This window comes from Ornithinibacillus bavariensis, assembly GCF_050433565.1.
In the GTDB taxonomy this organism is placed as follows: Bacteria; Bacillota; Bacilli; order Bacillales; family Amphibacillaceae; genus Ornithinibacillus; species Ornithinibacillus bavariensis.
Window position 1 is genome coordinate 531147 of the sequence record NZ_JBNPWZ010000002.1, and the last position, 20390, is coordinate 551536.

21 protein-coding genes are annotated in these 20390 nt (G+C 37.7%); 15 read left to right on the forward strand and 6 right to left on the reverse strand.

Annotation, left to right across the window (positions count from 1 at the left end):
* The first annotated feature begins 303 nt into the window (after window positions 1-303).
* The 11 genes from HNR27_RS06595 to HNR27_RS06645 all read left to right on the forward strand — a co-directional run bounded on the left by HNR27_RS06595 (window position 304) and on the right by HNR27_RS06645 (window position 10623).
* On the forward strand, window positions 304-1593 hold the full coding sequence (locus HNR27_RS06595) for an L-lactate MFS transporter (RefSeq protein ID WP_429339165.1): 1290 nt from the start codon (window positions 304-306) through the stop codon (window positions 1591-1593).
* 85 nt (window positions 1594-1678) lie between these two features.
* Window positions 1679-4030, forward strand: coding sequence for an FdhF/YdeP family oxidoreductase (locus tag HNR27_RS06600; RefSeq protein ID WP_429339166.1), 2352 nt, complete (start codon window positions 1679-1681; stop codon window positions 4028-4030).
* Window positions 4031-4042: 12 nt separating this feature from the next.
* Window positions 4043-4846 (forward strand): formate dehydrogenase accessory sulfurtransferase FdhD, encoded by an 804-nt coding sequence (fdhD, locus tag HNR27_RS06605; RefSeq protein WP_429339167.1) that lies wholly within the window; start codon window positions 4043-4045, stop codon window positions 4844-4846.
* Between the two features lie 92 nt (window positions 4847-4938).
* Window positions 4939-5946, forward strand: coding sequence for a GTP 3',8-cyclase MoaA (moaA, locus tag HNR27_RS06610; protein ID WP_429339168.1), 1008 nt, complete (start codon window positions 4939-4941; stop codon window positions 5944-5946).
* A gap of 24 nt (window positions 5947-5970) precedes the next feature.
* Complete coding sequence (locus HNR27_RS06615; protein ID WP_429339169.1) at window positions 5971-6981, forward strand: MoeB/ThiF family adenylyltransferase; 1011 nt, start codon at window positions 5971-5973, stop codon at window positions 6979-6981.
* Window positions 6982-6988: 7 nt separating this feature from the next.
* A complete protein-coding gene (locus tag HNR27_RS06620; RefSeq protein ID WP_429339204.1) occupies window positions 6989-8305 on the forward strand; it encodes a molybdopterin molybdotransferase MoeA in 1317 nt (438 codons plus the stop codon).
* Window positions 8298-8765: a molybdenum cofactor biosynthesis protein MoaE gene (locus HNR27_RS06625; RefSeq protein ID WP_429339170.1), complete on the forward strand. Its 468-nt coding sequence runs from the start codon at window positions 8298-8300 to the stop codon at window positions 8763-8765. Before HNR27_RS06620 ends, HNR27_RS06625 begins: the two co-directional genes overlap by 8 nt.
* Before the next feature lie 7 nt (window positions 8766-8772).
* Window positions 8773-9006 (forward strand): molybdopterin converting factor subunit 1, encoded by a 234-nt coding sequence (gene moaD, locus HNR27_RS06630; protein WP_429339171.1) that lies wholly within the window; start codon window positions 8773-8775, stop codon window positions 9004-9006.
* Window position 9007: 1 nt separating this feature from the next.
* Window positions 9008-9502, forward strand: coding sequence for a molybdopterin-guanine dinucleotide biosynthesis protein B (gene mobB / locus HNR27_RS06635; RefSeq protein ID WP_429339172.1), 495 nt, complete (start codon window positions 9008-9010; stop codon window positions 9500-9502).
* Window positions 9502-10083: a molybdenum cofactor guanylyltransferase gene (mobA, locus tag HNR27_RS06640; protein ID WP_429339173.1), complete on the forward strand. Its 582-nt coding sequence runs from the start codon at window positions 9502-9504 to the stop codon at window positions 10081-10083. The genes mobB and mobA overlap by 1 nt, the downstream gene beginning before the upstream one ends.
* A gap of 24 nt (window positions 10084-10107) precedes the next feature.
* A complete protein-coding gene (locus tag HNR27_RS06645; RefSeq protein ID WP_429339174.1) occupies window positions 10108-10623 on the forward strand; it encodes a MogA/MoaB family molybdenum cofactor biosynthesis protein in 516 nt (171 codons plus the stop codon).
* 234 nt (window positions 10624-10857) lie between these two features.
* Here HNR27_RS06645 and moaC read toward each other — a convergent pair whose 3' ends face one another.
* Window positions 10858-11337, reverse strand: a complete 480-nt coding sequence (gene moaC / locus HNR27_RS06650; RefSeq protein WP_429339205.1) for a cyclic pyranopterin monophosphate synthase MoaC — start codon at window positions 11335-11337, stop codon at window positions 10858-10860.
* Between the two features lie 84 nt (window positions 11338-11421).
* A complete protein-coding gene (locus HNR27_RS06655) occupies window positions 11422-12015 on the reverse strand; it encodes a DNA-3-methyladenine glycosylase (protein WP_429339175.1) in 594 nt (197 codons plus the stop codon).
* Between the two features lie 119 nt (window positions 12016-12134).
* Between HNR27_RS06655 and HNR27_RS06660 the strand changes: the two genes are divergently transcribed.
* The gene (locus tag HNR27_RS06660; RefSeq protein WP_429339176.1) at window positions 12135-12926 is read left to right on the forward strand and encodes a phosphotransferase family protein; all 792 of its coding nucleotides are present in this window, start codon (window positions 12135-12137) and stop codon (window positions 12924-12926) included.
* 88 nt (window positions 12927-13014) lie between these two features.
* Window positions 13015-15750 carry a UPF0182 family membrane protein gene (locus HNR27_RS06665; RefSeq protein WP_429339177.1) on the forward strand — a complete coding sequence of 912 codons (2736 nt, stop codon included), beginning with the start codon at window positions 13015-13017 and terminating at the stop codon, window positions 15748-15750.
* Window positions 15751-15819: 69 nt separating this feature from the next.
* Here the strand turns inward: HNR27_RS06665 and HNR27_RS06670 are convergent, their stop codons facing one another.
* The 3 genes from HNR27_RS06670 to HNR27_RS06680 form a co-directional block, all read right to left on the reverse strand.
* Window positions 15820-16254 (reverse strand): YndM family protein, encoded by a 435-nt coding sequence (locus HNR27_RS06670; protein WP_429339178.1) that lies wholly within the window; start codon window positions 16252-16254, stop codon window positions 15820-15822.
* 115 nt (window positions 16255-16369) lie between these two features.
* Window positions 16370-16807 carry a hypothetical protein gene (locus HNR27_RS06675; protein ID WP_429339179.1) on the reverse strand — a complete coding sequence of 146 codons (438 nt, stop codon included), beginning with the start codon at window positions 16805-16807 and terminating at the stop codon, window positions 16370-16372.
* A gap of 333 nt (window positions 16808-17140) precedes the next feature.
* Window positions 17141-17350: a heavy-metal-associated domain-containing protein gene (locus HNR27_RS06680; RefSeq protein ID WP_429339180.1), complete on the reverse strand. Its 210-nt coding sequence runs from the start codon at window positions 17348-17350 to the stop codon at window positions 17141-17143.
* Between the two features lie 175 nt (window positions 17351-17525).
* On the opposite strand from HNR27_RS06680, the gene HNR27_RS06685 reads away from it, so the two are divergent.
* Window positions 17526-18149: an RlpA-like double-psi beta-barrel domain-containing protein gene (locus HNR27_RS06685; RefSeq protein WP_429339181.1), complete on the forward strand. Its 624-nt coding sequence runs from the start codon at window positions 17526-17528 to the stop codon at window positions 18147-18149.
* 110 nt (window positions 18150-18259) lie between these two features.
* Window positions 18260-18613, forward strand: a complete 354-nt coding sequence (locus HNR27_RS06690; RefSeq protein ID WP_212919432.1) for a DUF1360 domain-containing protein — start codon at window positions 18260-18262, stop codon at window positions 18611-18613.
* Window positions 18614-18793: 180 nt separating this feature from the next.
* Here HNR27_RS06690 and floT read toward each other — a convergent pair whose 3' ends face one another.
* Window positions 18794-20374 carry a flotillin lipid rafts scaffold protein FloT gene (floT, locus tag HNR27_RS06695; protein WP_429339182.1) on the reverse strand — a complete coding sequence of 527 codons (1581 nt, stop codon included), beginning with the start codon at window positions 20372-20374 and terminating at the stop codon, window positions 18794-18796.
* Window positions 20375-20390 lie beyond the last annotated feature (16 nt).

The window sequence follows — 20390 nt, forward strand, 5'->3', positions numbered from 1 at the left end:
CATGCAATCATTTTGCCATTAAAAATCTATTTCGTTGTACACATCGATACAAAAGATTTTCACTTAAAAAATTATTTAGTTATTGAAATGTAACCGTTTTCATGTTACGATAACTATCAGAATTTATAGAATATAGGGGTTTAAAAGTAAAAAATTACCTGCGATTCTGAAATTCTACATAATAGCTTCTATTAATTTTTTCCATCTCTGTATATACATAAAATCACATTCCTTACTTTCGTTGGTCCCTCTCTAGGATATTCTAGAGGACTTACAATATATTTGATTTAAAGGAGGATTTTTATGGAGAAGGTTAAAAATAGGTGGTTAATTGCTGCATCAGCTCTTGGTGTCCACCTATCCATTGGATCTGCGTATGCATGGAGTGTGTTTACGAATCCAATGATTGACAAATACGGGTGGAGTCAGACACAGGTATCTACCGCATTTAGTATTGCTATTTTCTTCCTGGGGTTTTCAGCTGCGTTCATGGGGAGGTTTGTAGAAAAAAACGGGCCCAAAAAGTCTAGTATGCTAGCAGCATTGTTTTTTGGGATAGGAGTTGCTGGATCTGGTATAGCTACATTATTGGAATCATTAGTTTTATTATATTTATTTTACGGGATTATTGGTGGAATGGGACTAGGTATCGGTTATATATCACCAGTTTCAACGTTAGTTAAGTGGTTCCCAGATCGGCGGGGATTAGCAACAGGACTTGCCATTATGGGGTTTGGCTTTGCAGCCATGATTAGTGGACCTGCAATTGAGGGATTAATAGGTGTTGTTGGGATATCGAATACATTTTTCATTCTTGGTACTATTTATTTCTTAGTAATGACTGTATCCGCACAATATTTAGCTCCACCACCTGAAGGTTGGACTCCAAAAGGCTTTGTGGAGAAGCAAGAAGCAGGTAAAACAAGGATAAAGATTAGACCAGATTTGTCGCAGCTTACCGCAAACGAAGCTATAAAGACAAGACGCTTTTGGATGTTATGGTTTATGTTGTTTATCAATGTAACCTGCGGAATCGCTATACTAGCGGTTGCCTCACCAATGGCTCAGGAGATTACTGGTATGTCTGCTATCGCCGCAGCCGCCATGGTTGGCGTATTAGGAATGTTTAATGGCGGTGGTAGAATTGGCTGGGCTACCATTAGTGATTATATCGGTCGTCCAAATGTTTATACTACCTTCTTTATTATTCAAGTAATTGCATTTGCAATATTACCTTTTGCGTCGAACCCATTTTTATTTCAAATTTTATTATTTGCAATTTTAACATGCTATGGTGGGGGATTTGCTTCTGTTCCAGCATATATAGGTGATCTGTTCGGAACAAAGCAGCTTGGTGCAATCCATGGTTATATCCTTACCGCATGGGCAATGGCCGGGGTAGTTGGACCAATATTGTTATCATTAATCTATGATAATACAGGAAGCTACACGTTAACGATGACAATCTTTACTGTTATGTTCGTAATAGCTTTGGGACTATCTGTATGGATACGAGCTGATATCAGACGATTAAGAGGACAACAGGAACAAAAATTAACAACACAGCATGCAACAGCAGCAACAAAAGAATAGCTTTTAGAAATAATAGGGGTGGACTCATCAGAAGGTGAGTCAGCCCCTTATGGTTATTTTTATTCTGAACAAGGAGGGTTTAAGATTGGGAAAAACAAAGCATACAGGTCCAATTAAAATACCAAAAAAACCAGATTCAAAATTATGGGTTAGTAAGGTTCCGTTTGGTTTAGGGAAGGTTAAACCTCATCATATTAGGGATACAATGAAGGTCGTTTGGGAAAATAAAGATAATTTACCTTATGCCACTCGTATTTTAACACAGGGAGTGTGTGATGGCTGTGCACTTGGAGTTTCTGGGCTTAGGGATCAAACGTTAACTGGTCCTCATTTGTGTACAACTCGACTTAATGTACTTCGTCTTAATACGATGGGGCCAATCAAAGATAGCATACTATTCTCAGATATAGATGAACTTCGAAAATTGGATAGTACAGAATTACGCAAACTTGGTAGAATACCATATCCGTTATTACGTAAACCGGGGGACCGTAAATTTACGCGAATTTCTTGGGATGAAGCATTGAATACTATAGCAGATAAAATGAAAATGATTCAACCAAAGCAAGCTGCCTTTTATACTACGTCTCGTGGTATCACAAATGAAGTGTATTACACATTAGCAAAGGTATCTCGATTTCTTGGTGTGAATAATATTGATAATGCATCACGTATTTGTCACTCTCCTTCTAAAACGGCTTTAAGTCGTTCGATTGGTGTTGGTGCATCTACTTGTAACTATAAGGATTGGATTGGCACAGATGTACTTGTTTTTTGGGGTTCGGTAGCTGCTAACAATCAGCCTGTATCTACGAAATACATGTATGCTGCTAAACGAAAAGGAACCAAAATAATCGTTATTAATCCGTATCATGAACCAGCTATGGATAAGTATTGGATTCCGTCCATAGCAGAATCTGCTTTATTTGGCACGAAGATTGCTGATGATTTTTATCAAGTTAATATTGGTGGAGACATAGCCTTTATGCATGGGGTAATGAAGCATTGGTTTGAAATGGAAGAAAATATCCCAGGTTCTGCACTCAATCATGAATTTATCCGTGAGCATGTTAATGGAATAGAGGAATTAAAGGGAAAGGTCATGGCATATGAATGGGAGCAACTGGAAAAGTCTTCAGGGATCACAAAGGCTCGAATGCGAGAATTAGCAGATCTGCTAGCAAATTCAAAATCTGCAGTTTTTGTATGGTCAATGGGATTAACACAGCATCGCTTTGGAACGGATAATATATCACAAGTAGCAAATCTTGCTTTACTTAGAGGCTTTCTTGGTAGAGAACATTGTGGCTTAATGCCGATTCGTGGACATTCAGGGGTTCAAGGCTCAGGAGAGATGGGAGCAGATCCGTTTTCACTACCAGGCGGTGGCCTTGATAAAAAAAGTCGAGAGCGCGTGGAAGAAATATGGGGCTTTAAAATACCTGAATGGCAAGGGGATATCGTTGGAGTATCTTTAGAGAACGCACTTCTTCCGGATGAACATGAACGAAAACTTAAACTCTATTATATGTCTGGTGGTAATTTCCTAGAAACAATGCCAGATCCGGATTTTGTAAAAGAAAGTCTAGAAAATATCGATATTCGGGTACATCAAGATATTATACTAAATACTTCAACACTATTAGATGCAAAGCAAGCTGTTATCATTCTTCCGGCAATGACTCGTTATGAGCAGCCTGGTGGTGGTACGTCAACCTCTACAGAGAGGATGGTTTATTTTTCACCTGAAATTAAAGGTCCGAGAATTGAAGAGGCAAGATCAGAATGGGAAATATATGTAGATTTAGCGAAAAGAGTTAAGCCTGAAGAAAAGGAATTAATCGATTTCAAGGATACTCATGAGATTCGTGAAGAAATTGCGAAAGCAGCACCTAATTATGATGGTATACAACACTTGAAAAATAGAGGAGATTTGTTCCAATGGGGTGGGGCGTGGCTTTGTGAGGATGGAATTTGTCCGACACCAGATGGAAAAGGAAATCTCATTACTGTAGAAATACCAGAGCTGCGGAAACCTGAAGGACATTTCTATGTCACGACTAGACGTGGAAAGCAGTTCAATTCAATGATATATGGAGAAAAGGATCCGTTTAATGCTGCAGATCGTTATGATGTGCTTCTCAATGAAGATGATGGTAATGGTTTAGGCATTAAAGAAGGAGATGCCATCGTCGTTTTTAACCAATATGGTACGTTTACAGGTAGAGCGAAATTTGAGCCTGTGAAACCTGGGAATCTTGAGGTCCATTGGCCAGAAGGAAATTCATTAATACCTAAGGGTGTATACGAGGACTATGCGGGAATCCCCGAATATAATACTGCAGTAATTGTTGAAAAGGCAGAAACGTATTATGCCCACAAGGATACGAAATATGTAGAAAAGCGAGTAGAAGAGCTTGAATTGGAGCCACATTAAAGGATGAGCGTAATGGGTGATGGAAAACAGGATAAGTGGGAATTTATTCGATTTAACGGAAATGAGCCGGTTCCGGTTGCAGAGGAAATAGTTCGTGAGTTTCCTCTCACCATTTTCTTGAATGGTGAAGAGTTTGCAACCATGGTTTGTTCACCAAACCATTTAGAGGAATTAGTTATAGGCTTTCTTGCCTCAGAGGGAATTGTACGGTTATATGAAGAAATAAAAGATCTAAAATTGGATGCTGAACGAGGATTTGCTTATGTAGAGCTTTATCGTGAAGTTGACGTATCATTAGCGGAGCATTCCAAACGATTTATCGGATCCTGTTGTGGGAAAAGTAGACAATTTTATTTTAAGAGTGATGTAAAAACTGCTAAAACAATAACAAGCAAAATAACGATATCTGCAGAACAGTGCTATAATCTAATGAAAGAATTATTGATTCGCTCTGATCAATTTAGAAGGACAGGTGGTGTGCATAATGCAGCACTTGCAACTTCTGAAGGATTGTTAGAGGTAAGAAGTGATATTGGTCGGCATAATGCATTGGATAAGGTGTATGGCACTATTTTACAACAAAAAATCCCCTTAAAGGATAAGTTAATTGTTTTTAGTGGTCGAATTTCTTCAGAGGTTTTATTAAAAATATCGAAAATAGGTGTAGGAATCTTACTTTCTAAATCGGCTCCAACAGATTTGGCGTTAAGCCTGGCAAATGATTTAGGAATAACAGCAATCGGATTTGCTAGAGAAAATAAAATGAATGTCTATACACATCCAAATCGAATACGAGAAGCAGGAATCAAGTCTTGAAAATAAATTATTAATACATAGAGCTGTATTCAGTAATGGTATACAGCTCTGTGCCATCGATTAAAAGAAAGTTTTAGAAGGGCGGTTCAGTCATGAAAATCACGGATAAGTTTGGTCGTCCCTTACAGGATTTACGAATTTCAGTTACAGATCGCTGTAACTTTCGCTGTACATATTGTATGCCAAAGGAAATTTTTGGAAAAGACTATCCTTTTTTACCTAAAAGCGATTTGCTAACATTTGAAGAGATTGAGAGACTGGCAAAATTGTTTGTTAGATTAGGCGTTAAAAAAATTCGTTTAACTGGTGGAGAACCACTTTTAAGAAGGAATTTACCAGATTTAATAGCTAGATTATCGGCTATAGATGGCCTAGAAGATATCGGACTTACAACGAATGCAACTCTATTAGAAAAAATGGCTATAGATTTGAAGGCTGCTGGCTTAAAGCGAATTAATGTTAGTTTAGATGCGCTAGACAATGAATTATTTCAGAGGATTAATGATAGTGGTATTCGTACGGAACACGTCTTAAGAGGGATAGATAAGGCAATGGAGGTTGGACTAAAGGTAAAAGTTAATATGGTTGTGAAAAAAGGTATGAATGAGCCTGAAATTATTCCAATGGCTCGTTTTTTTAAGGAAAAGGAAATAACATTACGTTTTATAGAGTTTATGGATGTTGGGAAAACAAATGGTTGGGATTTTAGTAAGGTTATAGCTAAAAAAGAGATTTACCATTTGTTAAACCAGCATTTTGAATTAGAAGCAATTGACCCAGCATATCTCGGAGAAGTAGCGAAGCGATATCGTTATGTAGGAACTAGTACCGAGGTTGGGTTTATTACATCTGTATCAGAATCATTTTGTTCAACCTGTACAAGAGCAAGAATTGCCGCAGATGGAAAGCTTTATACATGCCTATTTGCAGCAAAGGGATTTGATTTTCGAGAGCTTCTACGGTCAGGAAAGACTGATAAGGAAATAGAGGAAAATATTATCGACATATGGAATAGTCGTGGAGACCGTTACTCCGATGAACGCACGGAAGCAACAGTAAAAAACAAAGATCGGATTGAAATGTCTTATATTGGTGGTTAGTTTTTTAAGGATAGAGGGAAGAAAATGAAGAATCGTTATTCACGACAAATTTTATATACGTATGTGGGGGAGAAGGGGCAGGAAAAAATAGGGGGAAAACATGTTTTAGTCCTTGGTTGTGGTGCGCTTGGAACTGCTAATTCTGAATCCCTTGTTCGAGGGGGTATCGGTAAGTTAACGGTTATTGACCGGGATTATGTGGAGGAAAGTAATTTACAAAGACAACAGCTCTTCACAGAAGAAGATTGTATCAATGAGTTACCAAAGGCTGTTGCAGCAAAGAAGCATTTACAACAAATCAATTCTACGGTCGATATCCGTGCACATGTCATGGATGCAACAGCTGCCAACTTACCTCCACTATTACAAGACGTAGATTTAGTGATTGATGCTACAGATAACTTTGATATTCGATTTCTAATGAATGACTTAATTCACCAATATCAGGTTCCATGGATTGTTGGTTCTTGTGTAGGTAGCACGGGAATGAGTTTTACAATATTACCTGGAGAAACCCCATGTTTGCGTTGTTTATTAGATGCGACTCCAATTTCCGGTGCAACCTGTGATTCAGTTGGAATAATTGCTCCTGCTGTTCAAATGGTTGTTGCCCATCAGCAGGCAGAAGCACTTAAATTATTAGTAGAGGATTACTCTGCTTTACGATCTAATCTAGTAACCTTTGATTTATGGAATAATCTCTATCATTCTATTGATATAAAACGTGCGAAAAGGGGCTCTTGTCCTACTTGCGGAGAGTATCCAAGCTATCCAAGCTTAAACTATGAAACTCAGACTAAGATGGAAGTGCTATGTGGAAGAAATACGGTGCAAGTACGGGCAAAAAGAAAGATATACCTCGATGAATTAGCCAATAGGCTTAGAAAGATAAGTGCTGTAAAGCAGAATGAATTTTTACTTTCCCTAACTTATCAAGGATATCGTGTCGTTATTTTTCAAGATGGAAGATTTCTAATTCACGGTACTGATTCTACAGACGTAGCGAGGAATATTTACTATCAATTGGTAGGGTAAAGGGGGAATAAGATTGGTAGAAAGAAGAAGGCCAATTAAAGTGATTGAAGCAATTGAGCGTGTCATGCGCTTTAAAAGAACTGGCAGTACTCAATTCATAGACATTGAAGATTCCTATGGGCATTTTCTTGGAGAAGATTTAATAGCTGACCATGATGTGCCTTTTTTTGACCGCTCGCCATATGATGGCTTTGCTGTTCGATCTAAGGATACTGTACAGGCTTCAAGGGAGAATCCAATAAGCTTTGAAGTCATTGGTGAGATTGGTGCGGGAAGTGTCTTTGAAGGACCTATAGGAAATCAACAGGCTGTACGTATTATGACAGGTGCACAGATTCCAGATAATTGTGATGCCGTAGTTATGCTAGAGCTAGCAAATGAATACGAAGCGGATGGAAAGGCAATGTTTGATTTAAAAAGAAGTCTGAAGCCTGGTGAGAATATTTCCTTCACAGGAGAGGATACAAAAAAAGGTACCGTGTTAGCGAAGAAAGGAACGTATATTAATCCAGGGATTATTGCGTTACTAGCAACATTTGGTTATAGGAAGGTTCCAGTCAGTAATAGTCCTGTGATCGGTATTATTGCTACAGGTAGTGAGCTATTAGAAGTGGATGCTGAGCTTGAACCAGGAAAAATCCGTAATAGCAACGCCTATATGGTGTTAGCTCAAATTAAACGGGCTGGAGGGATCCCATACTATTTAGGACAGTTTAGTGATGATTTTGATATTTGTTATCAGCAGGTTCATGAAGCACTTGAAAAGGTTGATATTTTAATTACAACGGGCGGAGTTTCTGTTGGTGATTATGACTATCTGCCAGCAATTTATGATAAATTGGGTGCAAATGTGTTATTTAATAAAATAGCAATGCGTCCAGGTAGTGTAACAACAGTAGCTGAACTAGGCGGGAAACTTCTTTTTGGCTTATCTGGCAATCCCTCAGCATGCTATGTTGGCTTTGAGCTTTTCACAAGACCAATGATAAGAGCATTTTTACATAATAAAAAACCATTTTTAAAAAAGGAGTATGCAATATTAGGGACAGATTTTAAAAAGCCAAATCCTTTTGATCGTTTTGTTCGCGGACACCTCACCTTTGAATATGGCAAATTAGTAGCTAATCCTGTAGGACTGGATAAGTCTAATGTGGTGACTTCCTTGGGGCAAGCAGATATCTTCATTCAATTGCCAGGTGGAACTAGGGGTTATGAAAAAGGGATGGAGGTTGTAGTCCTCTTATTGGAGGATCAGGAAGGGACCACCTATGATGATTTTGCGAGTAAAGGATTGAAAGTAAGAGGGAGAATAAACCATGGATAAAAAGCTATTTGAAATAGTGGAAGACCCAATTCAAATGGAAGAGGTAATTGAAAAGGTTACACGGAGAGAGGCTGGGGCGATTACCACCTTTCTAGGTACGGTTCGGGAATGGACAAATGGTAGAAAAACAATTTATTTAGAATACCAGGCTTATAAGCCGATGGCCGTTAAAATGCTGGCACAAATAGGTGAAGAAGTCGAAGGGAAATGGAAAGATACGAAGATTGCTATTACGCATCGTATCGGCCATTTACATATTTCAGATATTGCTGTTGCTATTGCAGTCTCATCACCACATCGAAAAGCAGCATATGAAGCTAATGAATACGCGATTGAGAGAATTAAACAGATTGTTCCTATATGGAAAAAAGAGCACTGGGAGGATGGGGAAACATGGATTGGGGATCAATTAGAGAAGATTTCTTATCCAAATGGTTCGCCGAATATAGAGAGGGGATAGTAAGAGTATGATTACTGTATTATTATTTGCTGAGCTTCAAGAGGCTACTGGCAGGGAACGGATTGAGGTTGAAGTAAATGACATGAGTGTATCAGAATTAAAGGATTGGATGAAAAGAGAATACAGTTTGCCACAAATTGATCGTGTTATGACCGCTGTAAATGAGGAATATGCATTGCCAACAGATAGGGTGAAATCTGGTGATGTCGTTGCCTTTATTCCACCGGTAAGTGGTGGATAAGATGAACGTATTGCAGATTGTTGGGTATAAAAATAGTGGGAAAACAAGTCTATCAAATGCTATCATCTCTTATTTTGGTCAAAGAAATATAATGGTTGGTGCCTTGAAGCATCATGGTCATGGTGGAGTACCAATAGGGTTCGAAAATACAGACAGTGAACAGCACCGTTCTTCCGGTGCTACCATTGCAGGAGTTGTAGGAGAGCATATATTTCAATTATCACATCATACAAAATGGGATAAAGAGATTTTATTACTTATTTATAAACAGCTAGGAATAGAGCTGTTAGTGGTAGAGGGCTATAAACAGTGGCATGATCCAAAAATTGTAATGGTTAGGAATGAATCAGACCTATCTATTTTGGCTGGATTAACCAATATTATCGCAATTTACGCACCTTTCCATTTAAAGCTACCGGTGGAATATCCAGTATTTCAGAATAAAAGTGAGCTTGTTGAATGGCTCTTTATGAGGAATATGAAGGGGAAAATTTAATGAAAAAAGAGATGGTTGGTATCGTATTAGCAGGAGGACAATCGAGAAGATTTGGATCCCCTAAGGCATTTGCTGAAAGAAATGGAATTCCATTCTATTTCTATTCTATCCAAGCCATGGATGAGCTTGTCGAATCGATAGTTTTAGTAACAAATGAAAGTCTATTTAAACAGTTTCGGAATGAAAAGCTTTCTGTAGAATTGACAACAGATCATCAGGATTTTGCAGGACTCGGACCACTTGCTGGGATATATACAGCAATGGAAAAGGTTGAGGCAGAATGGTATTTAATTGCTCCGGTTGATGTACCTTTTATTGAAAAGAGAATTTTTTCCTTGCTTCTTCCTTATCGTAGTAATAATCCTGATGTCATTGTTCCAATTGCTGGTGATAGGCTGCAGCCACTACTATCTATTTTCCGAGGAACGATGAAGGATAAAATTAAGGAACAACTTCTAGGAAAGGAATTATCCATAAAGCAGCTTTTCGATAAATGTACGGTTTCCTATGTAGAGATGAAGGATGATTTACTATTCACAAATATAAATAGTTTAGAAGAGTATAATTGCTATCTTGAATAACAGAGAAGGGAGGAGGATTGGGACATGCTCAGTAGACATCGACAGCATGAAATAAAAGCCGTACAATGTGCAGTGATTACAATCAGTGATACAAGAACGAAGGAAACCGACGCGAGTGGAAGGAAAATTATCGATTTGCTTGAGGAAAACGGACATCAAGTAATGCAGTACACGATTATAAAGGATGAAAAAGAGGTAATACAGCAACTATTGAAATCTGCAACAACAAATAATAATGTAGAGGCAGTTATCATGAACGGCGGTACAGGTATTTCCAATCGAGATGTAACCATTGAGGCAATTCAACCACTTTTTTCAAAGGAAATCCCTGGATTTGGTGAACTATTTCGCATGCTTAGCTACAACCTAGATATAGGCTCAGCAAGTATGCTATCCCGTGCTATTGCAGGAGTTATCAACAATCGCATTGTTTTCTCGACACCCGGTTCTACGAAAGCAGTAAAATTAGCAATGGAAAAATTAATTATCCCGGAGCTTGGGCACGCAGTAAAAGAACTGAGAAAGGATAAGGTAGAGTAATAGAAGAGGCTCACATACTACCAATTATAGCTTTCTTGTTAGGCTTTGATTTACTAGAAAGGCTTTAGTCTACCAAAAAGCAGGGAAGAAATTACAATCATTTGAATGATAAAGTTATTACTTCTGTTTAGGTGGTGCAGTTGCTATTTGGTAGACTTAGGATAAAGATACGAAAAAGGAATGGTCTATTAGTTAGACTCAAATAGACCATATTTATTATAAGATCTATATCGTTTATTTTCGTTTGAAATCGCCACTTTTCCCTCCACTTTTCTCAAGCAGGAATGTAGATCCTATAGTCATGCTTTTATCAATGGCTTTACACATATCATAAACTGTTAAGGCTGCTACGGAAGCTGCCGTTAATGCTTCCATTTCGACTCCGGTGCTACTGACTGTTTTTACCTCTGTTAATATAATGAGTTCCATATTATCTTTGTCTGAGCTCTCCCATTCAAAGGATATATTTACCCCGCTTATTGGAATCGGATGGCACATGGGTATTAATGATGCCGTCTGTTTTGCTGCCATAATACCGGCAACCTGAGCTACAGACAGAACATCACCTTTTTTTATGTTTTGTAGTTTAATTGCTTCATATACTTTAGTTCCCATAAATATACTAGTTCTTGCTTTCGCTACTCTAGTGCTTACTTTCTTTTCCGTAATATCCACCATCTTTGCTCGACCTTCTTCATTAAAATGCGTTAGCATCATATAACCTCCAATCGACTTTATAAATGATAGGGCTTTTTTTACTGACAAGAGATTGTACAAATTTTGCTACCGGTGAGGCGTTTACCTTGATACAAAAGGATTTCCAGAAATCAAAAATCGGTAGGGATAATCTCTTGCTTCACCAGAGTTATCAATTCCAATACGTTTGCCTTGTTCAATATGTAGTGGCTTTTTTCCTTTTGCTATAAATAGTGAAGAATTATAAAAGGTCTTTCCATAATCATCCATTGATATATGTAGTGCCTTAGTTAGCTTACCTGGCCCACTTGTTAAATTTTGAAGGCTTTTTACTGGGCGCCTTGTAAGCATTAAATCAATCCCAATAGAAGGCTCAATAGCTCGAATAAGAATTGCTTCCGGTATCCCTATTGGACCAGATACAACGTTGACCAATGTATGTGTATGCATCTGGTAGGTGTAGACATGCCCTGGTTCTTGAAACATAATCTCGGTACGTTTTGTTCTTCGATTTTGAAAACTATGTGCTGCTTGATCAACCGAGCCTAGGTACGCTTCTGTTTCGACAATCACACCTCCGGAAATTCCTTCGTCGGTTTCTTTCACTAATATACACCCCAATAATCTTTTAGCTAATTCAAGTGTAGGTCCTTCATAAAAACTTTGGGGTAGTGGGGTTAGTGTTAAATCCATCATCTTATTCCTTTCACTTTAGCTTAGCATAATCCTATCACTGATTACGTCATAATGAAAGTGCTTAAGAATAGTTCTGTGATAATATAGTAATATGAAAACGTATGGGAGGAGAGAGATAAGTGGCTCCAATTGAGAGAAATGAAATACCGCAGGAGATATTAGAATTTATTGGTGAAATAATAGCATTTGATTTTCCAGAACAGGGCTGTACTTCTGATGTTGTTGTTTTAACGAATAAAGAAAAAAGCTTCGTCTTAAAACGTTCTAAGAATGAACAATTTAAAGCTTGGTTAATGAGGGAAAGTGACGTATTGGAAATTCTTTCAAAACATACGGATCTTACCCCAAAAATCTATATGACTATCTCCCGTTTAAAAGAAGATGAGGGCTGGATTTTGATGGAGTATATCCCTGGAGTAACTTTGCGGGAAGCACTTCAAGATTGCAGAAACGAAAAACAGAGACAGGAATTAATTTTTCAATTTGGACAGATCCTTCGTAAATTACATGACACCCCGTGCCCACCTAAACTAAGCACTGATAAATTGTGGCTGGATAATATGTTGGAAGATGCAGCCTTTAATTTAAAGAATTATGAGGTTGATGGCTCTGAAAAATTACTTCAAGAGCTTCACCATAAACGTCCAAAAGATTACCAGCAAACACTTATTCACGGTGACTTTACGATAGACAATGTAATGGTTCATAATAGTGTAATCGTGAAGATTATCGATTGGAGTGGTGGAGCAAATGGAGATCCTCGTTATGATGTGGCACTTGCGATTAGGAAAATACCACAGGCATTCGAAAAAGAAGCGGATCGAGACATATTTTTTGCCGGTTATGGTGGGCGAATTATTGATGATAAGGAATACCACTATTTTGCAGACGGATTATATGAATTTTTCTAGTTGAAAAACTTGAAACTATTATGACTTTAGTACGTATTACTTGTTAGATTATTGCTTAAACATAATTGAAATAATAGGGGGAACAGCATTGGATTTTACAGTATTTAAAAATAAATCTGCTAAAGAACGAAAAAAGTTATCGAAAGGAAAATCGATAACACTATTAGTAATCGTTTTGTTATTGATTGTAGGGTTCTTATCGGTTGATTTCTTTACTGATCTCATATGGATGGACTCATTAGGATTTCGTAATGTATTTACAACCGTTCTTGGCAGCAAAGTATTACTTGCAGGTTTAGGATTTATTGTATTTATGATCCTTTCTGCCGTTACTTTTTTCTGGATTAGAAGTGCATACATTGGTCATTTAGGACATGAGAAGCTCCCACCAATGATGATTCATAAAAAAACAGGTAATGCAATTATTCTAGTATTAGCTGCTGTCATTGGATTAATAGGAAGTATCTTAGTACAAGAAATTGGCTGGGAGCCTTTATTAAAATTTATGAATCAAGCTTCCTTTGGCGTGGAGGATCCGTATTTTGGCATGGACATATCCTTTTATATGTTTACACTGCCTTTATTAAAAATAATGTTCAATTTGTTGCTAGGGTTAGCTGTTATATTCTTTTTAATTGAGGCAGGCTGCTACTCTGTATTTGGTATGTATCGAAAAAGTAAAAAAGCCCAAATTCATATGGGGATTACGTTAGGGTTTGTAGGATTATTTTTGGCTGGTTTGCATATGCTGGCTCCGTACGAAACATTGCTTACGAATAAGGTTAATTTGTTTCAAGAAAGTGCGGTTTACGGACTAAGCTATACAGATAAACTGATTAACATTCCGACTTCCTATATATTAGCTGGTGTAGCAGTAATAGGAACTGTCTGGATGATTATTGCGATGAATCGCGGCAAGATTTTTTCCATGATACTCCCAATCGGTGTATATTTGGTACTAGTAGTGGCTGGACAGCTTGCAAGTGTTGTGGTACAAAGCTTTATCGTTTCTCCTAATGAATTTTCCAAAGAAGAGCCGTATTTAGCTCATAATTTAGAATATACGAAGGCTGCCTATAAATTAGCTAACATTAAAGAGCAAGAGCATCCAGCTAATGATAGCCTAAATGTTGAAATGGTTGAACGTAACCAAAAGACAATTGAAAATGTTCGTATTAATGATGTTCGTCCTTTAGAGGATGTCTATGATCAAACACAAACAATACGTCCTTATTATTCCTTTAATGATGTGGATATGGATCGTTATTGGGTAGATGGAAAGTATGAACAGGTTTTTATTAGTGCAAGGGAATTGCGAACAGAAGACTTGTCTGATCAAGCAAAAACATGGGAAAACCAGAATTTACGCTATACCCATGGCTATGGAGTCGTGATGAGTCATGTAAATGAGGTGACCCCACAGGGACAGCCAAAATATATGCTAAATAATCTTCCACCACAAGGGGTGATGGAGATTACTAGACCACAGATATATTTTGGTGAGGAATCCTATGATGAAGTTATTGTAAAAAGTAAGAAGGATGAATTTGATTATCCACAGGGCGGAGATAATGCAACGTCACGCTTTGAAGCAGATAATGGTATTCCTATGACAGGACTAAATCGCTTGCTTTTTGCTATTAATACAGGGAATTTCCGTATGTTAGTCTCTGACCAGATTACGGAGGATAGCTTGCTACTTCAAACACGTAATATTGTTGAACGTGTAGAGCGAATTGCACCATTTTTCACTTACGATAGTGATCCGTATATCTTTGTAAGAGATGATGGGAGTCTGGCTTGGATAATGGATGCTTACCTAACGGAAGAACATTATCCATATGCTGAGCCGTATAAAAATGGTAAAAACTATATTCGAAATTCTGTAAAGGTAGTAATTGATGCATATACAGGAGAAGTGAACTTTTATGTGGTAGATCCGAGTGATCCATTACTACAAACCTATCAAAATATGTTTCCAGAATTATTTACAGTAGATATTCCTAAGGATGTACAGGCACATTTCCGTTATCCAGAGCATTTATTTAAAATACAAGCATCGAAGTACGGAACCTATCATATGTCTAATTTAGAGGTGTTCTATAATCGCGAGGATGTTTGGCATTTCCCAACAGAAAAATATTATAATAAAGATGTTGAAATGGAGCCTTACTTTGTGACGATGAAGCTTCCAGATTATGAAGAAGAGGAATTCATCATGATACAACCATTCACACCAAAAACTAGGCAGAATATGATTGCTTGGATGGGAGTCCGTAATGATGGGGAGCACTACGGAGAGATGCTTGTTTATCGATTCCCTAAGCAAAAGAATGTCTATGGACCGCAGCAAATCGAGAATCGAATTAATCAAGACAGTGTCATCTCCCAGCAATTGAACCTATGGTCTCAAGGAGGTTCAGAGGTTATTCGTGGAAACCTTTTAGCTATTCCAATTGAGGACACAATGCTGTATGTAGAGCCAATCTATATAGAATCATCTAATGAAACATCACTTCCAGAAGTAAAACAAGTAGTTGTAGCTTATGGTGACTATATAGTAATGGAAGAGAATTTCACGAAAGCGATGGAGAGAATTCTTCAAATTGTTGATCCTGAAAACAGTAGAACTGAAGAGAAGGGTCAAACCAAACCAAATGAAAATGACAAAGAGGATGAACCTATTAAAGAAGCGGAAGGAATACTTCTTGAGGTATCAGACTTATTTGATCAATACCAAGATGCTCTTTCCAAAGGTGAATGGACGAAAGCTGCTGAACTAATGACGCAAATTGAGAGCATCTTAAAAGAGTTAAAACAATAATTGATATACGGTAGAAAAAGTTAAAAGTGGTATACAGCAAATGAAGCTGAATACCACTTTTTAGCTTTTTTATTCTTCCTCATCTAGTTCTTTACTTATTTCCGGCTGAAGCTTGTGTTGGGGAATAGTTATTGATCTAGATATTTCTTGGTTTTCTTCATCCTCTATCACATTCCTTTTCATGTAGCGATGAAAGAATATCTCACAACCAGCAATAACGATTCCAGATAGTAAGGAAGCGTCTGCAAGTTGAATGTTTCTGTCGATAAATATTAGTCCAAGGAGATAAATTCCAACAAATGCTAATCCAAAATCACCAATTGTTGCCCAAAAGTTAGACACGTTAGGTAATATGAAAGCATCCCCGAGATATGCTACAGTACTGAGGATAAAGCTAATAAGTAATATATCACCTAATGAGACACCGTAAAACATACCTAGAATGAACCAAAGTGCGACGGTGGTGAATAAAATTTTTATGATGAAGGAAGGTACATATTTCAATCCGAGATGCCCCTTTCAAAAAAATATCTTGATATTACATTTCCCAGTAATGTCTTTTCCATTCTAAAAAGTATCTCTATTTATTTTCATTGAAACCATCTTCTACATTTCGCTATTAAGATAAACAATCAATATGGTGGCGTTTAGTCAGAAGTAATTCAGGGAGCATTGCTTGCCAAATATCTGACAGATCTGGGAATGGTAGGTAATGTGAAGATTTACCTACCGAAGATTGGGCGAGGTCATTAGAAACGGTATCCAAAAGCCAGGATTTCCACCCAAAAATCATTACAATCATGAGAAACGGTAACCAAAGTACATATTGCTTCCCAAATATCAGCTCAGCCAAGAAAAACGGTAACCAAAGCACATATTGCTTCCCGAAAATCAGTCCAGCCAAGAAAAACGGTAACCAAAGCACATATTGCTTCCCAAAAATCAGCTCATCCATAGAAAACGGTAACCAAAGCACATAATGCGCCCCAAAAACCAGTTCATCCATGAGAAATGGTAACCAAAGTACATATTGCTTCCCAAAAATCAGCTCATCCATAAAAAACGGTAATCAAAGTGCATATTGCTTCCCAAAAATCAACTCATCCATAGAAAAACGGTAACCAAAGCAAGTATACCTGCGCTGGCACTAAGTTTTATATCAAGAGATAATCCATAGTAACTTATTGTGAAGAGATAATGAATGTAAATTAACCTTTGTTTCTGAAGCGATAAGGGAGCAAGTTTTCGCTGGTAAAATTACCGGAAAGTTGATTTTCGGTACAATATTAAAGGGTTTAAAAATTTCCCAGAGTGTTTTATTGTAGGAGAAATTAAAATGAATGATGTGCATGTCTGTTTTAGATGTAATTTATGCTATACTGCTCTTCTGTTATGGAAGAATTGTAAAATTATTCTCTATTAGTGTCATTACAATAGTATCCTCCGAAAGTAATTTTTCATCATACTCTATTTTGACCTCACCATCATTGGTATCTACTAATACCCTCTCAACCCCTGTAAGTTGATTTAAAATCTCTTCCATTCTATAAATATTTGGTTCCTTAGTAGCCTCTTTTACGAATAGTGTATATTCGCGCATCGCAAAACATCCTTTTCGTTTTCTTTAGTTTTTGATGAGGTAAATTTTCTATACGTGAAATGGTTGTAACAGGTCAACCTTATTTTGACATATGTTTGTATGGTAGGGCGATAAATGTCCTTTTTCACATAACTCCAAACAAAATAAACAATGTTAACATCAAGGGGGATATGAAATGTATTATCAGCAACCAAATTATTACTATGGGTACTATCCTTATCCAGTCCCAGCCTATCGAGTGCCAGAGCCAATACCTACAGACGAGATTCAGCGAATCAGTGGTGAGGCGACGTGGACAATGGGGGGAGAGAGTACTAAATGTGGATTATCTTGGTCAACGAATAATCATATGACTGTTGCTGTCGGGAATAATTCACCTTATACATGTGGTCAAAGGATTCGAGTGCGAAATCCGGAAACCGGTAAAGCAATTAATGCTACTGTTGTCGATACTGTACATGGCTTTCCAAATAATCGAATAAATTTACATCGAAGAGCATTTGAAGCGTTAGGTGCAAATCCAAATCAGGGAATTCTTCATATCGAAATTGAACCGGTTCGAGATGAAGAAGAAGGAAGAAAGGGTGAATACCTACAGGAAATTGTTCAAACTGCTTTTTCACAAGCCAATGTAAGGGGATATGATTTTCTCGGAAAAACGGAAGACACATCTTCATTCGTAACTGAAAACTATAACTTCTTTGTCCAAACAAATGAAGGAGATTATAGTGTGAGAGGAACTGTGTCATTTCATCCAGAATCCGACCAAATAGCCGCCCTAAATTTAGAAATAATTTAGTAGTTATAGAGAATTTCTATAGACATAGGCATTTTACAGTGACATTACGATTGGAATAAAAATATACTATTTTATGAATCCAAATAGATTAAATAATAAGGATGACCTGAATGATCAACGGTTGGTTTGATTTTATCTTATTAGTATTTGCTTCCTTTCGATTAACTAGGCTGATTGTTTATGATAAGATAACACGATTTATACGGCAGCCTTTTCATAAAGAAGTTGAAGAAGTGGACTCGAATGGTGATGTAATAACCTTTATTGAAATAAAGGGGAAGGGATTACGACATTGGATAGGTGAGCTATTGAGCTGCTATTGGTGTACAGGAATATGGTGTACAGCAATTTTAATTGTCGTCTATTTACTTTGGCCAGTTGGTGGGGAAGTATTAATTGTTCTTTTAGCTGTTGCTGGTGCAGCTGGAATCTGTGAGGCAATTTTACAGCGATTGATAGATTAATCCGGATTTATAAAGGAGGTTGCATATGAACAAAGAAGTCAAGGAAACTAATCATACCTCCACATCAAAACCACAACAAAAAAGGTTGAAAAAATCTGGATGTGGATGTGGTCGAAGAATAAAAAAACAATAGAGAAAGGCAAAGGAACGAACATCTCGTTGTTCCTTTGCCTTTCTTTATTATTTCGTTATTTCTTCTTCTACTATTACTTTAGGTGTTTCATCCTGAACTGGTTTTGTTTCTTTAAGTTCAAAGGACAGACCGTCGCGATCAGCTACTTGTAATTTATTATTACCAACTAATCCTTCTAAAAGCTCTTTGACATCAATTCCTGAGGAGGCTTTTAAGGTTTCCTGTAGAGATGCCATTAAGTCAGTAGCATAACTAGTGACTTTATTTGCACCTCCATCTTTTCCGTTACCGCCTGTATCCACAACTGTAATTTTATCGATATTTCCTAATGGACTAGCAATTTCTTTCGCATACTGTGGAAGCATACGGACAACCATATCTAGAACTGCTGCCTGACCATATTGTTCAAATGCTTCAGCAATTTTACGCTTAGCCTCAGCTTCCGCAAGACCCTTCAGACGAATGATTTCAGCTTCCGATTCACCCTGTGCACGTTGTGCTTCTGCTTTCGCCAAACCGTCGACACGAATCTTCTCAGCTTGAGCTTTTGCCTCAGACTCAATTCGATATTGATTTGCATCAGCGGATGCTATTTGTTTTGCTTTATCAGCAATCGCAGCTTGCTCAACTGCATATCGGTCTGCATCGGCTTTCTTTTTAACCTCTGAGTCATATTGCTTTTCACGACGTAAGATTTCTTTTTCTTCAAGTTCGATTTGCTTTTGACGTTCAATAATCTTAATTTGCATCTCTTGTTCAGTTACTTCTTGTTTAGCGCGTGCGGTTTCTAAATCATATGCTTGGTCTGCTCGAGCCTTGGCAATATCTTGCTCTCGTCTAAATTCAGCAGTTTTTAATTGGTTTTCTTTCTCTGCTTCAGCAACCTCAGTAGCACGCTCTAGTTCAGCCTTCTTCGCTTCTTTATCAGCTTCTGCTTGTTTGATTCGAGTTTCTTTATCAGCTTCTGCTGTAGCTATATCTGCGTCACGTCTAACTTGTGCGATACGCGGCTTTCCTAAAGAGTCGAGGTATCCGTTCTTATCACGAACATCCTTAATTGTAAAGGAAACGATATTTAATCCCATTTTCGCTAAGTCCTGGGACGCGACACGTTGCACTTCTTGTGAGAACTTGTCTCGATTTTTATAGATCTCTTCAACTGTCATAGAACCGAGGATAGAACGAAGATGACCTTCAAGAACTTCCTTTGCCTCACTTTCACGGTCCTCTTTCGTTTTACCTAAGAATTGCTCTGCAGCAGTAGCTATTTCATTTACAGTTCCACCAATTTTAATGATAGCTGTACCATCAGCCATTACTGGTACACCTTGTTCTGTATATACTTCAGGAGTTGTAACATCTAGTTTGCTAGATAGTAGACTTAAAGGTTCGGCTTGTTGGAATACTGGCAGAACGAAGGTACCGCCACCACGAATAATTTTGATCTTGTTACCTGATTCGTCTGTATGTACTGTTTTACCATTACCTAAATAGCTTCCTGTCACAATTAATGCCTCATCCGGACCAGCAGTACGGTATTTCTTAACAAAGACTGCAATAAGTGCAATGACCAGAAAAACAGCGATTGCGATGAGGATGGTAAAGCCACTAATAATACCTAAATCCATTCAAAATCCCCCTTGT

Bases quoted from the DNA above. Each gene is read 5' to 3' on its own strand.
- moaD (WP_429339171.1), top strand. From the start codon at position 8,773: ATGATTACTGTATTATTATTTGCTGAGCTTCAAGAGGCTACTGGCAGG.
- HNR27_RS06655 (WP_429339175.1), bottom strand. From the start codon at position 12,015: ATGATGGATTTAACACTAACCCCACTACCCCAAAGTTTTTATGAAGGA.
- HNR27_RS06685 (WP_429339181.1), top strand. From the start codon at position 17,526: ATGTATTATCAGCAACCAAATTATTACTATGGGTACTATCCTTATCCA.
- moaA (WP_429339168.1), top strand. From the start codon at position 4,939: ATGAAAATCACGGATAAGTTTGGTCGTCCCTTACAGGATTTACGAATT.
- HNR27_RS06645 (WP_429339174.1), top strand. From the start codon at position 10,108: ATGCTCAGTAGACATCGACAGCATGAAATAAAAGCCGTACAATGTGCA.
- HNR27_RS06615 (WP_429339169.1), top strand. From the start codon at position 5,971: ATGAAGAATCGTTATTCACGACAAATTTTATATACGTATGTGGGGGAG.
- HNR27_RS06680 (WP_429339180.1), bottom strand. From the start codon at position 17,350: ATGCGCGAATATACACTATTCGTAAAAGAGGCTACTAAGGAACCAAAT.
- HNR27_RS06625 (WP_429339170.1), top strand. From the start codon at position 8,298: ATGGATAAAAAGCTATTTGAAATAGTGGAAGACCCAATTCAAATGGAA.
- HNR27_RS06595 (WP_429339165.1), top strand. From the start codon at position 304: ATGGAGAAGGTTAAAAATAGGTGGTTAATTGCTGCATCAGCTCTTGGT.
- HNR27_RS06690 (WP_212919432.1), top strand. From the start codon at position 18,260: ATGATCAACGGTTGGTTTGATTTTATCTTATTAGTATTTGCTTCCTTT.
- mobA (WP_429339173.1), top strand. From the start codon at position 9,502: ATGAAAAAAGAGATGGTTGGTATCGTATTAGCAGGAGGACAATCGAGA.
- HNR27_RS06675 (WP_429339179.1), bottom strand. From the start codon at position 16,807: ATGGATGAGCTGATTTTTGGGAAGCAATATGTACTTTGGTTACCATTT.
- moaC (WP_429339205.1), bottom strand. From the start codon at position 11,337: ATGCTAACGCATTTTAATGAAGAAGGTCGAGCAAAGATGGTGGATATT.
- floT (WP_429339182.1), bottom strand. From the start codon at position 20,374: ATGGATTTAGGTATTATTAGTGGCTTTACCATCCTCATCGCAATCGCT.
- fdhD (WP_429339167.1), top strand. From the start codon at position 4,043: ATGGGTGATGGAAAACAGGATAAGTGGGAATTTATTCGATTTAACGGA.
- mobB (WP_429339172.1), top strand. From the start codon at position 9,008: ATGAACGTATTGCAGATTGTTGGGTATAAAAATAGTGGGAAAACAAGT.